Annotated in this window: 16 protein-coding genes; 9 read left to right on the top strand and 7 right to left on the bottom strand. The window is 70.9% G+C overall.

Annotated features, from left to right (window positions below):
* Positions 1–288 precede the first annotated feature (288 nt).
* The 5 genes from acs to AB0F88_RS27435 all read left to right on the top strand — a co-directional run bounded on the left by acs (position 289) and on the right by AB0F88_RS27435 (position 4,614).
* Positions 289–2,274 (top strand): acetate--CoA ligase, encoded by a 1,986-nt coding sequence (acs, locus tag AB0F88_RS27455; protein WP_362689955.1) that lies wholly within the window; start codon positions 289–291, stop codon positions 2,272–2,274.
* Positions 2,275–2,637: 363 nt separating this feature from the next.
* Positions 2,638–2,793: a hypothetical protein gene (locus tag AB0F88_RS27450; protein WP_362689953.1), complete on the top strand. Its 156-nt coding sequence runs from the start codon at positions 2,638–2,640 to the stop codon at positions 2,791–2,793.
* Positions 2,790–3,257 (top strand): phage holin family protein, encoded by a 468-nt coding sequence (locus AB0F88_RS27445; protein WP_362689950.1) that lies wholly within the window; start codon positions 2,790–2,792, stop codon positions 3,255–3,257. Before AB0F88_RS27450 ends, AB0F88_RS27445 begins: the two co-directional genes overlap by 4 nt.
* On the top strand, positions 3,254–4,177 hold the full coding sequence (locus AB0F88_RS27440; protein ID WP_362689947.1) for an alpha/beta hydrolase: 924 nt from the start codon (positions 3,254–3,256) through the stop codon (positions 4,175–4,177). The genes AB0F88_RS27445 and AB0F88_RS27440 overlap by 4 nt, the downstream gene beginning before the upstream one ends.
* Entirely contained in the window at positions 4,174–4,614 is a 441-nt protein-coding gene (locus AB0F88_RS27435) for a DUF309 domain-containing protein (RefSeq protein ID WP_362689944.1), read from the top strand. The genes AB0F88_RS27440 and AB0F88_RS27435 overlap by 4 nt, the downstream gene beginning before the upstream one ends.
* A 240-nt stretch (positions 4,615–4,854) precedes the next feature.
* Here the strand turns inward: AB0F88_RS27435 and AB0F88_RS27430 are convergent, their stop codons facing one another.
* Positions 4,855–6,057 (bottom strand): MarP family serine protease, encoded by a 1,203-nt coding sequence (locus AB0F88_RS27430; RefSeq protein ID WP_362689941.1) that lies wholly within the window; start codon positions 6,055–6,057, stop codon positions 4,855–4,857.
* A 72-nt stretch (positions 6,058–6,129) separates the two neighbouring features.
* On the opposite strand from AB0F88_RS27430, the gene AB0F88_RS27425 reads away from it, so the two are divergent.
* Positions 6,130–6,759 carry a HEAT repeat domain-containing protein gene (locus AB0F88_RS27425; protein WP_362689938.1) on the top strand — a complete coding sequence of 210 codons (630 nt, stop codon included), beginning with the start codon at positions 6,130–6,132 and terminating at the stop codon, positions 6,757–6,759.
* Here AB0F88_RS27425 and AB0F88_RS27420 read toward each other — a convergent pair.
* Together AB0F88_RS27420 and nth are read right to left on the bottom strand one after the other, a co-directional pair.
* On the bottom strand, positions 6,709–7,353 hold the full coding sequence (locus tag AB0F88_RS27420) for a CoA pyrophosphatase (RefSeq protein ID WP_362689936.1): 645 nt from the start codon (positions 7,351–7,353) through the stop codon (positions 6,709–6,711). The two genes, AB0F88_RS27425 and AB0F88_RS27420, sit on opposite strands and share 51 nt — an antisense overlap.
* Before the next feature lie 117 nt (positions 7,354–7,470).
* Positions 7,471–8,127, bottom strand: a complete 657-nt coding sequence (gene nth / locus AB0F88_RS27415; RefSeq protein WP_362690458.1) for an endonuclease III — start codon at positions 8,125–8,127, stop codon at positions 7,471–7,473.
* Positions 8,128–8,277: 150 nt separating this feature from the next.
* Between nth and AB0F88_RS27410 the strand changes: the two genes are divergently transcribed.
* Entirely contained in the window at positions 8,278–8,958 is a 681-nt protein-coding gene (locus tag AB0F88_RS27410) for a Crp/Fnr family transcriptional regulator (RefSeq protein ID WP_329088899.1), read from the top strand.
* A gap of 132 nt (positions 8,959–9,090) precedes the next feature.
* Here AB0F88_RS27410 and AB0F88_RS27405 read toward each other — a convergent pair whose 3' ends face one another.
* The 4 genes from AB0F88_RS27405 to AB0F88_RS27390 all read right to left on the bottom strand — a co-directional run bounded on the left by AB0F88_RS27405 (position 9,091) and on the right by AB0F88_RS27390 (position 11,675).
* Entirely contained in the window at positions 9,091–9,951 is an 861-nt protein-coding gene (locus AB0F88_RS27405; protein WP_362689934.1) for an MBL fold metallo-hydrolase, read from the bottom strand.
* Positions 9,948–10,784: an NUDIX hydrolase gene (locus tag AB0F88_RS27400; protein ID WP_362689931.1), complete on the bottom strand. Its 837-nt coding sequence runs from the start codon at positions 10,782–10,784 to the stop codon at positions 9,948–9,950. The genes AB0F88_RS27405 and AB0F88_RS27400 overlap by 4 nt, the downstream gene beginning before the upstream one ends.
* Before the next feature lie 280 nt (positions 10,785–11,064).
* Entirely contained in the window at positions 11,065–11,523 is a 459-nt protein-coding gene (locus AB0F88_RS27395) for a RidA family protein (protein ID WP_362689928.1), read from the bottom strand.
* Positions 11,520–11,675 carry a DUF4177 domain-containing protein gene (locus tag AB0F88_RS27390; protein ID WP_344742745.1) on the bottom strand — a complete coding sequence of 52 codons (156 nt, stop codon included), beginning with the start codon at positions 11,673–11,675 and terminating at the stop codon, positions 11,520–11,522. Before AB0F88_RS27390 ends, AB0F88_RS27395 begins: the two co-directional genes overlap by 4 nt.
* A gap of 374 nt (positions 11,676–12,049) precedes the next feature.
* Between AB0F88_RS27390 and AB0F88_RS27385 the strand changes: the two genes are divergently transcribed.
* Both AB0F88_RS27385 and AB0F88_RS27380 read left to right on the top strand, forming a co-directional pair.
* Positions 12,050–13,054, top strand: a complete 1,005-nt coding sequence (locus AB0F88_RS27385; RefSeq protein ID WP_362689924.1) for an ArsA-related P-loop ATPase — start codon at positions 12,050–12,052, stop codon at positions 13,052–13,054.
* Positions 13,051–14,202, top strand: a complete 1,152-nt coding sequence (locus tag AB0F88_RS27380; RefSeq protein WP_362689921.1) for an ArsA family ATPase — start codon at positions 13,051–13,053, stop codon at positions 14,200–14,202. Before AB0F88_RS27385 ends, AB0F88_RS27380 begins: the two co-directional genes overlap by 4 nt.
* The last annotated feature ends 128 nt before the right edge of the window (positions 14,203–14,330 follow it).

Genomic DNA, 14,330 nt, shown 5'->3' with positions numbered 1-14,330 from the left:
GCCCTCCCGGAAGATCACCCCGGGCACAGCGGCCGAACCGTTCACCGAGCGCATGACACCGCCCGGCGCACCGCGCCGCCGCTGCGCGTTGAATAACGCCGTCTACATTCCTACGGTGTCGAAAACGCAACGTTTCGAGGGTGATTATCCCCAAAATCAAGGCGTTTTGAATGCATATGATCCCCCATCACCGATTGGTACAGACCTGTCTAGACCTCTTGTGGCGGACACGGGTGGCCTGGTGAAGTGGGACACGACCAGTCGATAGCAGTACGTGAGGAGTGCGTAGTGGCCCCGGAGACCCCTGGTTCCGAGTCGCGTGAGACCCAGGAGACGCTGTCGAACCTGCTGAAAGAGACCCGGCGGTTCGCACCTCCTGCCGACCTGGCCGCGGCCGCGAACGTGACCGCCGACGCCTACGCCGAGGCCGAACGGGACCGCCTCGCCTTCTGGGAAAAGCAGGCCGACCGCCTGGCCTGGTCGAAGCGCTGGGACACCACCCTCGAGTGGAACCCGCCCTTCGCCAAGTGGTTCGTCGGCGGCGAGCTCAACATCGCCTACAACTGCGTCGACCGCCACGTGGAGGCGGGCCGCGGTGACAAGGTCGCCTACCACTGGGAGGGCGAGCCGGAGGGCGACACCCGTACGCTCACCTACTCCGACCTGCTGCGCGAGGTTTCCAAGGCGGCCAACGCGCTCCAGGAACTAGGCGTCGGCAAGGGCGACCGGGTCGCGATCTACATGCCGATGATCCCCGAGCTGCCGATCACGATGCTGGCCTGCGCCCGCATCGGAGCGATCCACTCGGTGGTGTTCGGCGGATTCTCCTCCGCCGCGCTCAGCGGCCGGATCAAGGACGCCGACGCCAAGCTCGTGGTCACCGCCGACGGCGGCTACCGCCGCGGCGCGCCCAGCGCGCTCAAGCCCACCGTGGACGAGGCGGTCGCGGAGTGCCCCGGCATCGAGCACGTCCTCGTCGTGAGGCGGACCGGCCAGGACGTCGAGCAGACCGACAAGGACGTCTGGTGGCACGACATCGTGGACCGGCAGTCCGACGTCCACGAGGCGCTGCCGAACGACGCCGAGGACCCCCTCTACATCCTCTACACCAGCGGGACGACCGGCAGGCCCAAGGGCATCCTGCACACCACCGGCGGCTACCTCACCCAGGCCGCGTACACCCACAACGCGGTGTTCGACCTCAAGCCCGACACCGACGTCTACTGGTGCACCGCCGACATCGGCTGGGTGACCGGCCACTCCTACATCGTGTACGGCCCGCTGGCCAACGGCGCGACCAGCGTCATCTACGAGGGCACCCCGGACACCCCGCACCGCGGCCGGTTCTGGGAGATCGTGCAGAAGTACGGGGTCACGCTGCTCTACACGGCCCCGACGGCCATCCGTACGTTCATGAAGTGGGGTGACGACATCCCCGCCAAGTACGACATGTCCTCGCTGCGGATCCTGGGCAGCGTCGGTGAGCCGATCAACCCCGAGGCGTACGTCTGGTACCGCGAGCACATCGGCGGCAACCGTACCCCGGTCGTCGACACCTGGTGGCAGACCGAGACCGGCGCCGTCATGATCAGCCCGCTGCCCGGCGTCACCGAGGGCAAGCCCGGCGCGGCCATGCGCCCGCTGCCGGGCATCACCGCCGACGTGGTCGACGACCAGGGCCGGAGCGTGGGCAACGGCGGAGGCGGCTACCTCGCGATCCGCGACCCGTGGCCCTCGATGCTCCGTACGATCTGGGGCGACGACCAGCGCTACATCGACACCTACTGGTCCCGCTTCGAGGGCATGTACTTCGCGGGCGACGGTGCCAAGAAGGACCAGGACGGTGACATCTGGCTGCTCGGCCGGGTGGACGACGTCATGCTCGTCTCCGGGCACAACATCTCCACCACCGAGGTCGAGTCGGCGCTGGTCTCCCACCCGAAGGTCGCCGAGGCGGCCGTGGTCGGCGCGACCGACCCGGTGACCGGGCAGGCCATCGTGTCGTTCGTGATCCTGCGCGGCAATGCCGAGGAGGGCGCGGACATCGCGGCCGAGCTGCGCGCCCACGTGTCCAAGGCGCTGGGCCCGATCGCGAAGCCGCGCCAGATCCTCGTTGTCCCCGAGCTGCCCAAGACCCGCTCCGGCAAGATCATGCGGCGTCTCCTGCGTGACGTGGCGGAGAACCGCAGCGTCGGCGACGTCACCACCCTGGCCGACAGCACGGTGATGAACCTCATCTCGGAGAAGCTGCCCAGCGCCAAGAGCGAAGACTGAGCGAGCCGGGACACCCCGGGTGGGCCGGAGACGCCGGAGACGCCGGAGACACGGTCCACCCGGAGAGACCGAACCGCTCGATCACTCCGATTCCCCGCGAAAAGCCCTCCGCGAAGCCCTCCGCGCGAATCCTTCCGTGAGCTCCCCCGCCGACCCACGGACTCCGCGGGCTCGTGTGGACTCACGGAAAGGAGTCCAAGGAGTCCAAGGAGTCAACGGTCCCGTACAGACGTCACATCCCACACATCCCACCCGCCCGGCGGTGGGTCTGTGGTGCAGGTTCTCACCACCGGACAGCCGAGACCTCACCAAACCGGTGCAGTCCCCCGCCTCCCTTCCTCTCCGGGACTAAAGTCTGAAGTCTTGACGACGCAGATATTTGATGACAGGTACGCGATGACCACCGGCGTGCTCGCGACGCCGGTTCCGGCGACGATTCCGCTGCGGGTGTGCGTGCGCGACCGCCTCAACGCGCAGCATGATGTTCGACAAAGGCCCTCGATAGGAGATCGTCCATGACACATATCCCGCCCGCGGAACCACAGGAGGAGTCACTGGGCGCGCTGGTCGCCGCCGCCAGCGACCACATATCCACCCTGGTCCGCGCCGAGATCGAACTGGCCAAGGCCGAGTTCAGGTTCGACGCCAAGCGGGTCGGCACGGCGGCGGGGCTCTTCGGCGCCGCGGCGTTCATGGCCCACCTGTGCCTGATCCTCGCCTCGTTCACGATCGCCTACGCCCTGATCGGCGCTGGCCTGTGGCCCTGGGCCGCCTTCCTGATCGTCACCTTGCTCTACCTGATCACGGCCGGGCTGCTGGTCTTCATCGGCATGCGGCGGCTCAAGGGCCTGACCGGGATGAAGCGGACACTGCGCTCGCTCAAGACCATCAGGAGCGGCGAGCCCGAGCCCGCCCCCGGCACGGCTCCGGTCCCCGCCGTCCAGTCGGACGGCCGTCGCGACCCGGCGAGACCCGGCCAGTGAGCAGGCCCGACGAGTCCCTGGTCAAGATCGAGGGGCCGTGGACCCACCGCTCCGTCCACGCCGGCGGCACCCGCTTCCACGTCGTGGAGGCCGGTACGGGCCCCCTCGTGCTGCTGCTCCACGGATTCCCGCAGTTCTGGTGGAGCTGGCGCAACCAGCTCGTCTCGCTCCCGGCGGCGGGCTACCGAACCGTCGCCGTCGACCTGCGGGGCTACGGAGCCAGTGACAAGCCTCCGCGCGGCTACGACCTGCACACCCTGGCCGACGACGCGACCGGGCTGATCCGGGCGCTGGGCGAGACCGGTGCGATCGTCGTCGGCCACGACTGGGGCGGGCTGCTCGCCTGGACCATGGCCGTGACGGATCCCAAGGCGGTCCTGCGGCTGGTCCCGGTCTCGGCTCCGCACCCCCGCCGTCTCCGTACCACGCTGTTCACCGAGCCCTTCGGCCAGTTCAGGGCGGCCCGCTACGCGCTGGGCTTCCAGCTGCCGCTGCTTCCCGAGCGGCGCCTGACCGCCAACTCCGGTGCCAGGGTGGGGCGGCTGCTCGACCGGTGGTCGGGCCCCGGCTGGCCCGAGGAGCACGTGGCGAGGACCTACCGCGACGCGTTCCGCATTCGCAACGTGTCGCACTGCGCGCTGGAGTACCACCGCTGGTTCGGCCGCTCCCAGCTCCGGCCGGACGGATGGCGCTACGCGAGGACCATGCGTACCCAGATCCACGCGCCGACCCTGCAGTTGCACGGCGCGCTCGACAGGCACATCCTGCCGCGCACCGCCCAGGGCTCCGGCCGCTACGTCGCAGCCCCCTACCGGTGGCGGCTGATGGAGGGCGCCGGGCACTTCCCGCACGAGGAGCGCCCCGACGAGTTCGACGCCGAGCTCGTCGCCTGGCTGTCCGACCCGGAACCCGACCGATGAACGGACGGGACCGGGACCCCGACGGGAGGCCGCGCAACCAGCGTCCCCGCGACGCTTTCGGACGCCCGCTGCCGCACGGCGCCGAGGGCGTGGAACGCATCCCGGACGACTACGCGCCGAGCGCCGAGGAGGCCCTCTCCGAGGCGCGCCGCCTGCTCGGCGAGAGGCGGCCGTTCCACGCCCACGAGGTGCTGGAGGGCCGCTGGAAGAACTCTCCCGAGGAGGAACGCGAGCTGTGGCAGGGACTGGCGCAGATCTGCGTCGGACTCACCCACCTGCAACGGGGAAACCACCGTGGGGCCGCGACGCTGTTCGCGCGGGGCGCCGACCGGATCAGCCGCTACGGCATGCCGTACGAGCGGATCGCCAGGACCGCCCACGAGCTCGACACCCTGGAGGCCGAGGCGGCCATCGCCAGGATCGAGGAACTCCTCTGATCCTCGCCCCCCGCCGTCCGGACGTGCCGGCGACGTCCCGGTGACATGCGCGGGCAGCGCTCTGACTGCGCTCTGACGGTGCTGGACGATGCTCCCGCGGTTCGCGCACCGGGAGCGTCAGGCGACCGTACCGGACGTCACGAAGCCGGACGTGGCACTGCGGAACCGGATGTGGCATCACGAAAGAACCGGATGTGGCAGCACGAAGCCGGACCGGGCACCGCGGAACCGGACGGCGCGTCAGTTCTGGTCGCACTCCTGGGTGTCGACCCGGTTGAAGAGCCTGGAGCCGTCCTCGGCGTCCGGCGCGACCTCGGCGGCGGTGAGCACGTAGCCGGTCTCCTGCTGGTTGAGGGCCGCGGCGAAGACGACACCGTAGACCTTGCCGTCGGGGGTGAGCAGCGGGCCGCCGGAGTTGCCCTGGCGGACCAGGCCGCGGATGGCGTACACGTCGCGGACGACGCTCTTGCGCTCGTAGATGTTGAACCCCTTGGCCTTCTGCTGCACCCGGATGCGGGCCACGTTCATGGTGTAGCCGAGGCCGTGCGGGAATCCGGCGACGATCGCGTCGTCGCCCTTCTTCGCGCTCCCGTCGAAGCGCAGTACGGGCATGTTGAGCCCGGGGACGTGGAGGATGGCGATGTCGCGGTCGGGGTTGTAGAGCACGACCTTGGCCGGGTGGGTCTTGTCGAGGTAGTCGGTGACCTGCAGTCCCTGGTTGACCCCGGCGACCACGTGCGCGTTCGTCATGATCTTGTTCTGGGCGTAGACGAAGCCGGTGCCCTCGATGTGCTTGCGGCAGCTCGTGGCCACGCCCTGGACCTTGACGATGCCCCGGCGCGCCCGGTCGAGCTGCCTGTTGCCCTTCGTCGCCACGCTCTGGTCGGGCGGCGAGACGTCGACGAGCTGGCCACCTCCGATGGCGTCGAACACCTTGGGGAAGCCGGAGGTGTCGATGAAGTTCTTGAAGGGGACCTGCAGCTCCTTGGCCGCGCTGGGCAGCGTCTGGTCGACCGTGGTCAGCAGCAGGGACCTGTTGACCTGCTCGCTGATCAGGGTGAACTGCGACGACGCCAGCAGCGAGCCGATCAGCCACGCGATGATCAGCACGGAGAAGGCGCTCGCGAAGGTGCCGCCGACCGCGTCGACGACCTTGGCGGGCTCCCAGGTGACATGGCTGCGGACCACCGCGCCGATCGTGGACGACGCGAACTGCCCGACCGTGGCGGAGAGGAAGACGATGACGATCGCCAGCAGGGCGCGCTCGGTCTCGCCGTCGACCACGGCTCCGGCGATGGGCGGGGCGATGAACATGCCCAGCAGCCCGCCACCGACAAAACCGACAAAGCTCAGGGCACCGATGATGAACCCCTGGCGGTATCCCGACACCGCGAAGGCCACCATCAGGGCGATCAGGATGAGATCGAGGAGATCACCGCTCACTCCCTTACGGTATCCAGCCGTCGCCCCGCGCGTGCACACCTTCTCTGAGGTCTCTGCGGTTATCGTGGCCGGATGGCGATGATCGGAGGGGCGGCGGCCGTGGAGTCTCTCATCGAGGCCGCACTGCGAGAACGGGATCAGGAGGGTGCGGCCCGCTGGCACGCGATCACCCAGCTGCAGGAACGCGGCGATCTGGAGACCTTCACCGCGGCACGGAGACTGTGCTCGGGCAGGACCACCGCCGAGCGGATGCTCGGGGTCGACATCCTGGGGCGGCTCGGCTTCGTCGACCGGACGCTGCCGGTGCTCCGCGCCCTGTCCGTCCAGGAGGACGACTGCCTGGTGCTCTACTCGGTGCTGATCGCCTTCGGCCACCTCAGGGACCGCCGCGCGCTGCCGTCGGTGATCGCCCTCGCCGAGCACGACGATCCCCGGATCAGGTACGGGGCCGCCTACGCGCTGCCGAACATCATGGGCAGCCCGCCCGACCCGACGGGCCTGGCCGCGCTGCGGCGGCTCACCCTCGACCCCGACGAGGACGTGGCCGACTGGGCCCGCCTCGGCCTCGCCCTGTCGACGGGACGCGAGGTCGAGGACATCCCGCCCGACGGCCCAGCAGGACGCGAGGCCGAGGACATCCCGCCTGACGGCTCAACGGGCCGCGAGGTTGAGGACGTCGGGCGGGATGTCCTCGACTCGTGACCGGTCCCAGGGAAGCTCGAAACCCGAGCTGCCGAGCACCCCGTCCAGCACTCCCGCGGTGAACCCCCACACCAGCAGCCCGCGCACCCGGAACGCCGGCCCGATGTGACCGCTCGGGTGGCGCAGCCTGATCCGGTTGGCCGGGTCGACGAGCTCGCGGACCGGGACCCGCTCCACCGACTCCACCTCGTCGGGCGAGGCCGCGTGCACCACGCAGGGCGTGTGCCACCAGCCCAGCACCGGGGTCACCCGGTTGTCGCTGTAGCTCAGGTACAGCTCGGGCATGGTCCCGAGCACCCGGACGCCCGCCGGGTCGAGACCGGTCTCCTCGCTCGCCTCGCGCAGCGCGGCGGCGATCGGGCCGTCGTCCTCGGGATCCACCCCGCCGCCGGGGAAGGCGGGCTGTCCCGGATGCGTGCGCCCGCGCGAGCTCCGCTGGATGAGCAGCACGTCAGGGCCGAGCGGCCCCTCGCCGAAGAGCAGGAGCACCGCGGCCGACCGCCCCCCGGACGCCGGAGGGCGGAACATCGGGGTCACCGGCATTCCCCTGACCCGCTCCGCCAGCGTTTCCAACCACCCAGGGACCTCTTCCACGGGCACACCTCCGGTTCTCTGCAACGCGGTGTCCCGTCCCGCGCTTCCCGGTGTCCGCGGATCCGCGGGACGCGGAGACACCGACCGGACGGTCACCCGGCGACTGTCAGGGGGAAATCACGAGAAGGGGCCGGGGCGCACCAGCTTGGCGGCCCGGACCGGATCGACGGGGCCGATGCCGTACGAGGGGCAGAGCGCGGCGAGCGGACAGACGCCGCAGGCCGGTGTGCGGGCGTGGCAGACGCGGCGGCCGTGCCAGATCAGGCGGTGGGACATCATCGTCCAGTCGCGCTTCGGGATGAGCTCGGCGACGACCTGCTCGATCTTCACCGGATCGGTCTCCGCGGTCCAGCGGAAGCGGTGGGTGAGCCGCTGGAAGTGGGTGTCGACGGTGATGCCGGGCACCCCGAAGGCGTTTCCCAGCACGACGTTGGCCGTTTTGCGGCCGACTCCGGGCAGGGCGACCAGGTCCTTCAGCCTCCCGGGCACCTCGCCGCCGTGGCGCTCGCACAGGGCCTGGGCCATGCCGATGATGCTGTTGGTCTTGGCGCGGAAGAAACCGGTGGGCCGGATGATCCCCTCCATCTCGGCCCGGTCGGCACCGGCATAGTCTTCCGCTGTGGGATATTTGACGAAAAGGGTAGGAGTAACCGTATTAACCCTTTTGTCCGTGCATTGGGCGGACAGGATCGTCGCGACCAGCAGTTCGAGAGGATTGCGAAAGTCGAGCTCGCAGTGGGCGTCAGGATAGGTTTCCACCAGAATCCGGTCCATTCGACGAGCTCGACGAACCAGGGCAAGCTGGGATTCACCACCAGGGCTGACGTTGGGGAGCACTCCGACAGCCTACGCTCAAGGCCCCCCGGAGAGCGGCACGATGGGATGGGTCACAATGACTGCGTGAGCCGTGAAACAGGAGGCACTGTGAACTCCGACGACGTGCTGGGCAAGGCCCCTCTGTTCGCCGCGCTCGACCGTGAGAGCGCCGCCGCGCTGCGCACGAGCATCTCCGAGGTGGAACTGTCCAAGGGACAGACCCTCTTCAGTGAGAACGAGACCGGAGACCGCCTCTACGTGGTGCTCGAAGGCAAGATCAAGCTCTCCCGGACCTCGCCAGACGGCCGGGAGAACCTGCTCAGCGTGCTCGGTCCGAGCGAGATGTTCGGCGAACTGTCCCTGTTCGACCCCCGTCCCCGTACGGCGTCGGCCACCGCGCTGACCGACGTCCTCCTGGCCGGGCTCGGACACGACGACCTGCGGCCCTGGCTGACCGGCCGGCCCGAGGTCGCCCTCCACCTGCTGCGGGCCCTGGCCCAGCGCCTGCGCCGTACGAACGACGTGCTGGCCGACCTGGTCTTCACCGACGTGCCCGGCCGGGTGGCCAAGGCCCTGCTCGACCTGGCCGAGCGATTCGGCCAGCGGATCGACGACGGCGTGCGGGTCCACCACGACCTCACCCAGGAGGAGCTGGCCCAGCTGGTCGGCGCCTCGCGGGAGACCGTGAACAAGGCGCTGGCCGACTTCGCCCAGCGGGGCTGGCTGCGCATCGAGGCCAAGGCCGTGGTCATCATGGACCTGGAGCGTCTGCACAACCGCTCGCGCTGAGCCGCCCTCCCGGGGGACCCGGAGACCTCGGGGAACCCGGGGAAGGTCCTGGAGGACCCGGCAGGACGGGCGCCGGGAAAGGACCGTTCCGAAGGCGGCCGCCCCGGGGAGCGGGCCGCCCCGGAGACGGGTCTAACCGTCGAGGTAGGCGAGCTGCGCGCGGACCGACATCTCGGCGGCGGGCCAGAGGGACCTGTCCACGTCCGCGTAGACGATCTCGACGATCTCCCTGGGCGTCGCCGCCCCCCGCCGCCGGGCCTCCCGGATCTGGTCGAGCCTTCGCCGCCGGTGCGCGATGTAGCCGTCGAGGGCGCCGATCGGGTCGGGCAGCACCGGACCGTGACCGGGCAGCAGCGCCTCGGCCCCGACCCGCTCGGCCCTCGCCCGGAGCAGGTCGAGGGAACGCAGGTAGTCGGCCAGGTCGCCGTCCGGGGCGATCACGGTGGTGCCACGGCCGAGCACCGTGTCGCCGGTGAGGATCGCCCGGTCCCGCGGCAGCCAGAAGCAGAGCGAGTCGAACGAGTGCCCGGGCGTGCCCACGACGTGCAGTTCCAGCTCCCCGGCCGTGAGCACGTCGCCGTCGCCGAGCCCCTCCTCGCCCAGCCGGTGCGCGGGATCCAGGGCCCTGACGGGCGCCCCGACCAGCCCGGCGAACTTCGCGGCGCCGCCGCTGTGGTCGTGGTGGCCGTGGGTGAGCAGGATCGCGACGACGCGGCGGCCCTCCAGGTGCCCGGCGACCCGCGCGAGGTGCTCGTCGTCGTCCGGCCCGGGGTCGACGACCAGCACCTCCTCCCCGAACCCTCCGAGTTCCCCGAGCCTCCCGAACTCCCCGGGTTCCCCGGGCTCCCCGGGTCCGCCGGCCTCCCGGACACCGATCACCCACGTGTTGGTGCCGTCCAGGGTCATCTCGGAGGGGTTCGGGGCGAGGAGGTTGAGCGCGTGGTCCGTACCGGCCCCGTCCGGCCCCTCCAGGGGGATCCGCAGCCCGCTCACCGCGCGCCGAACCGGTAGTCGTCGTCGAGCACGATCCGCATCTCCCCGTCCACCTCCGCGATCTTCGGCATGAAGGTCACGATCTCACGGTCGGCCGCGAGCACCTCGGGCACCTTCTCGTAGGCGCTCAGCTCGGTGAGCGTGCGGTACGTCGGGGGCATCAGGAGGATCCGGCCCGTCCCGCCCTGGTCGAGCGCGTCGGCGGGCCGGAGCCAGACGACCTGGTCGGCCTCGCCGCCGACGTCGCGGGTGAGCTGGCCGGCCGGGAGCGCCGCGACGAAGAACCGGGTGTCGAAACGCCTGGTCTCGACCTCGGGGGTGATCCAGTGCGCCCAGGGACGGAGCAGGTCGGAGCGGAGGACCAGGCCGCGCCGGCCGAGGAAGTCGGCGAAGGACAGGGTCTTGCCGATCAGGGCGAGCCGGTCGGCCTCCCAGTCGTCACCGGTGGTGTCGGACACCACGGCCTCCGCGGACGGACCGGCCAGCAACACCCCCGACTCCTCGAACGTCTCCCGTACGGCGGCGCACACCAGGCCCCGGGCGGTCCGCTCGTCCGCGCGGAAGATCTCGCCCCAGGCGGCGGGCGGAGGACCCGCCCAGTCGATCACCTGGTCGGTGTCGCGCGGGTCGACCAACCCGCCCGGAAAGACGTAGGCCCCCGCGGCGAAGGCCATGCTCGCCTTGCGCCGCAGCAGGTACGCCTCCAGCCCGCCGGCCTCCTCACGGAGGACGACCACGGTGGCGGCGTCCCGGGCCGGGACGGGGGCGACCCGCCCGGCCAGGATGTCGCGTGCGCGCTCGCCCAACTCACCGGGAAGCGGGATACCGCCCATTGAGACCCTCCACCAGAACATCACTCGGTTTCAGGTCAATCATGTGGCACGGCACCGCCGCGGACAATCACGGGGCCACATCGGCACCCCACCCCGCGGCGCGGCGCACCCGTACGGCCCCTGGCGAGCCCCCACGGCGCTCGTGCGGCCCCGGCGAGCCCGGCCACCTGCCGGGGCCTCGGCCGCCGCCGGCGGGCCTCAACGGCCGCCAGGGGCCCCCGCCTCCGGTGGCCCCGGGACCGTCGGTGTCCCACCGATCCACCGGGGCACCCGGGCGACCTCAGCGGACCTCGGCGATCACCTCGACCTCGACCGGCGCGTCCAGCGGGAGGACGGCGACACCGACCGCGCTGCGGGCGTGCCTGCCCGCGTCACCGAGCACCGCGGCGAGCAGGTCGCTGGCGCCGTTGACGACCTGTGGCTGACCGGTGAAGCCCGGAGCGCTGGCCACGAAACCGACCACCTTGACGATGCGGACGATGTTCGACAATCCTCCGGCCTCCGACGCGACGGCGGCGAGGGCGTTGAGCGCGCACGCCCTCGCGAGCTCGTAGGCGTCCTCGACGCCCACCTCGGCGCCGACCTTGCCGGTGGCCACCAGCTTGCCGTCCACGACCGGGAGCTGCCCCGACGTGTAGATGTGGTCGCCGGAACGCACCGCCGGGACGTACGCCGCCAGCGGCGGCACCACCTCCGGCAGGGTCAGGCCCAGCTCCGCCAGCCTCTCCTCGGCCGTCACTGCCTCGGCCGCTTCAGGTAGGCGACCAGCTGCTCGGGGTTGGGACCCGGCACGACCTGGACGAGCTCCCAGCCGTCCTGGCCCCAGTTGTCAAGAATCTGCTTCGTCGCGTGGACCAGCAGCGGCACCGTCGAGTACTCCCATTTCGTCATGCGGGACACATTAGCGAGACCGCCCCCCGCAGGCGGCCCACCTCGAACCCCCGGCCACCGGGACGGCCCGCTGTGAGAATCTGCATATTTACTTTGCGAGCCCGATCGATTAGCAAGACGAACACGTACGGCCTCCCGGACCGTGCGCCGGGTCCCCTGCGGGCCCGGCCCGGGCGCGTACGGGCCGCATGACCGCGCCGAACAGGGCGATCTGCGGCGAAGACCCCTCAAAAGGGGACATTTCTGCCGACCTCCGGACGGGCGCCCGAGACCGGGCGCGGCCACCCTCGTCCGCCGGAGGGGCGTGCCGGTGCGGGCTCTCCGGGGGAAGGTGCCGAGGAGTTGTCAAGTAGCCGTTGGGTAGCCTTCGAAGGGTGAGAGCTCGCGACACCGATTGGGACGGCGTACGCCTTCACGTCGTCACCGGCAAGGGCGGCACCGGCAAGACGACGGTGGCCGCCGCACTCGCGCTCGCCCTCGCGGCGGGTGGCAGAAAGGTCCTGCTGGTCGAGGTCGAGGGCCGCCAGGGGATCTCCCGGGTCTTCGACCTGCCGCCCCTGCCGTACGAGGAGCGCAAGATCGCCGTCGCGCCCGGCGGCGGGGACGTCTACGCGCTGGCCATCGACGCCGAGGAGGCCATGCTCGAGTACCTCGAGATGTTCTACGGCATGCGCAGGGCCGGCCGGGCGCTCACCAAGATCGGCGTCATCGACTTCGCCACCACCATCGCCCCCGGCTTCCGTGACGTCCTGGTGACCGGCAAGACGAGCGAGGCCGTCCGGCGCAAGGGCAAGGACGGCAGGAGGACCTACGACGCGGTCGTGCTGGACGCGCCGCCGACCGGCAGGATCGCGCGCTTCCTCAACGTCACCAACGAGGTCGCGGGGCTGGCCAGGGTCGGCCCGATCAAGAACCACGCCGACCTGGTGAACGGCGTCGTCTCCTCACCCGAGACCGCTGTGCACTTCGTCACGCTCCTGGAGGAGATGCCGGTCCAGGAGACCCTGGACGGCCTGCGCGAGCTCCGCGCCGCCGGGCTCCCGCCCGGCGGGATCTTCGTCAACATGATCCGCGAGTCGTTGCTCCCCGCCGCCGTCCTGGACGCCGCCGCCGAGGACAGGCTCGACCCGGCCGAGCTGGTGCTCGGTCTCAAGGCCGCCGGGCTCACCGACGGCGGCCCCGCGGCGGTCGCGATGGCCGAGGCCCTGACCGAGGAGATCGCCGAGCACGCCCGCCGCACCGAGTTGGAACGGGATGAGAGGCTGTCGCTGGACAAGGCCGCCCGCCCCCGCTACGACCTGCCGTTGCTGGCCGACGGGGTCGACCTGTCGGGGCTGTACGAGCTGGCGGAATCGATCCGCACCCAGGGAGCAGCGTGAAGACCCCTCCGTTCCTCGACCTCGACGCGATCATCGACGATCCGAACACCCGGATCGTCGTCTGCTGCGGCTCCGGCGGCGTCGGGAAGACCACCACCGCCGCGGCGCTGGGGCTGCGCGCGGCCGAGCGCGGCCGTTCCGCCGTGGTACTCACGGTCGACCCCGCGCGGCGGCTGGCGCAGTCGATGGGACTCACCGAACTCGACAACACCCCCAGGCCCGTCATGGGCGTCGAGGGGGAGGGTCGGCTGCACGCCATGATGCTCGACATGAAGCGGACCTTCGACGAGATCATCGAGGCGCACGCCGACCCCGAGCGGGCCCGCCAGATCCTGACGAACCCCTTCTACCAGTCGCTGTCGTCCAGCTTCTCCGGCACGCAGGAGTACATGGCGATGGAGAAGCTGGGCCAGCTCAGGCGGTCGGACGAGTGGGATCTGATCATCGTCGACACCCCGCCGTCCCGCTCCGCGCTCGACTTCCTCGACGCTCCCGAGCGGCTCGGCCGCTTCCTCGACGGCAAGCTGATCCGAGTGCTCATGCTTCCGGCCAAGGCCGGGGGACGCAGCGCGTTCAAGCTGTTCAACGCGGGTTTCGGCATCGTCGCCGGGGCGCTGACCAAGCTGCTGGGCGCGCAGGTGCTCAAGGACCTGCAGACGTTCGTGTCCGCGCTGGACGCCGTCTTCGGCGGTTTCAGGGCGCGGGCGGACCAGACCTACCGGCTCCTGCAGGCCCCGGGGACGGCGTTCGTCGTCGTGGCCTCGCCCGAGCGCGACGCGATGCGCGAGGCGTCCTACTTCGTGGAGAGGCTGGCCGAGGAGCGCATGCCCCTGGCGGGTCTCGTCGTCAACCGGGTGCACCGCTCGCCCGCCTCCATGCTGTCCGGGGCACGGAGCACCGCCGCCGCCGAGGACCTGGAGTCGCGCGGCGAGCACGAGCTCACCTCCGCCGTGCTGCGGTTGCACGCCGGGCGGATGCAACTGGCCGCTCGCGAGCGACGCGAGGAGGAGCACTTCATCTCCGCGCATCCCACCGTGCCCGTGGCGCGGGTCCCCGCCATGGCGCAGGACGTGCACGACCTGGAGGGGCTGCGCGAGGTGGGCGACCTCCTGGCCGCCTGGCCGCCCGCTAGCCGTACGGCGGTGTGACCCCGGATCGGACCCCGCTAGCCGTACGGCGGTGTGACCCCGGATCGGACCCCGCCGGCCGTACGGCGGTGTGCCTCCGGATCGGACCCGGGCGGCGCTTCGGGCGCCGCCGTCGGGCGACCTGGAGA

Origin of the sequence: Streptosporangium sp. NPDC023963 (assembly GCF_040639135.1) — a bacterium.
GTDB lineage: Bacteria > Actinomycetota > Actinomycetes > Streptosporangiales > Streptosporangiaceae > Streptosporangium.
This window is presented reverse-complemented; position numbering and strand designations above follow the sequence as displayed.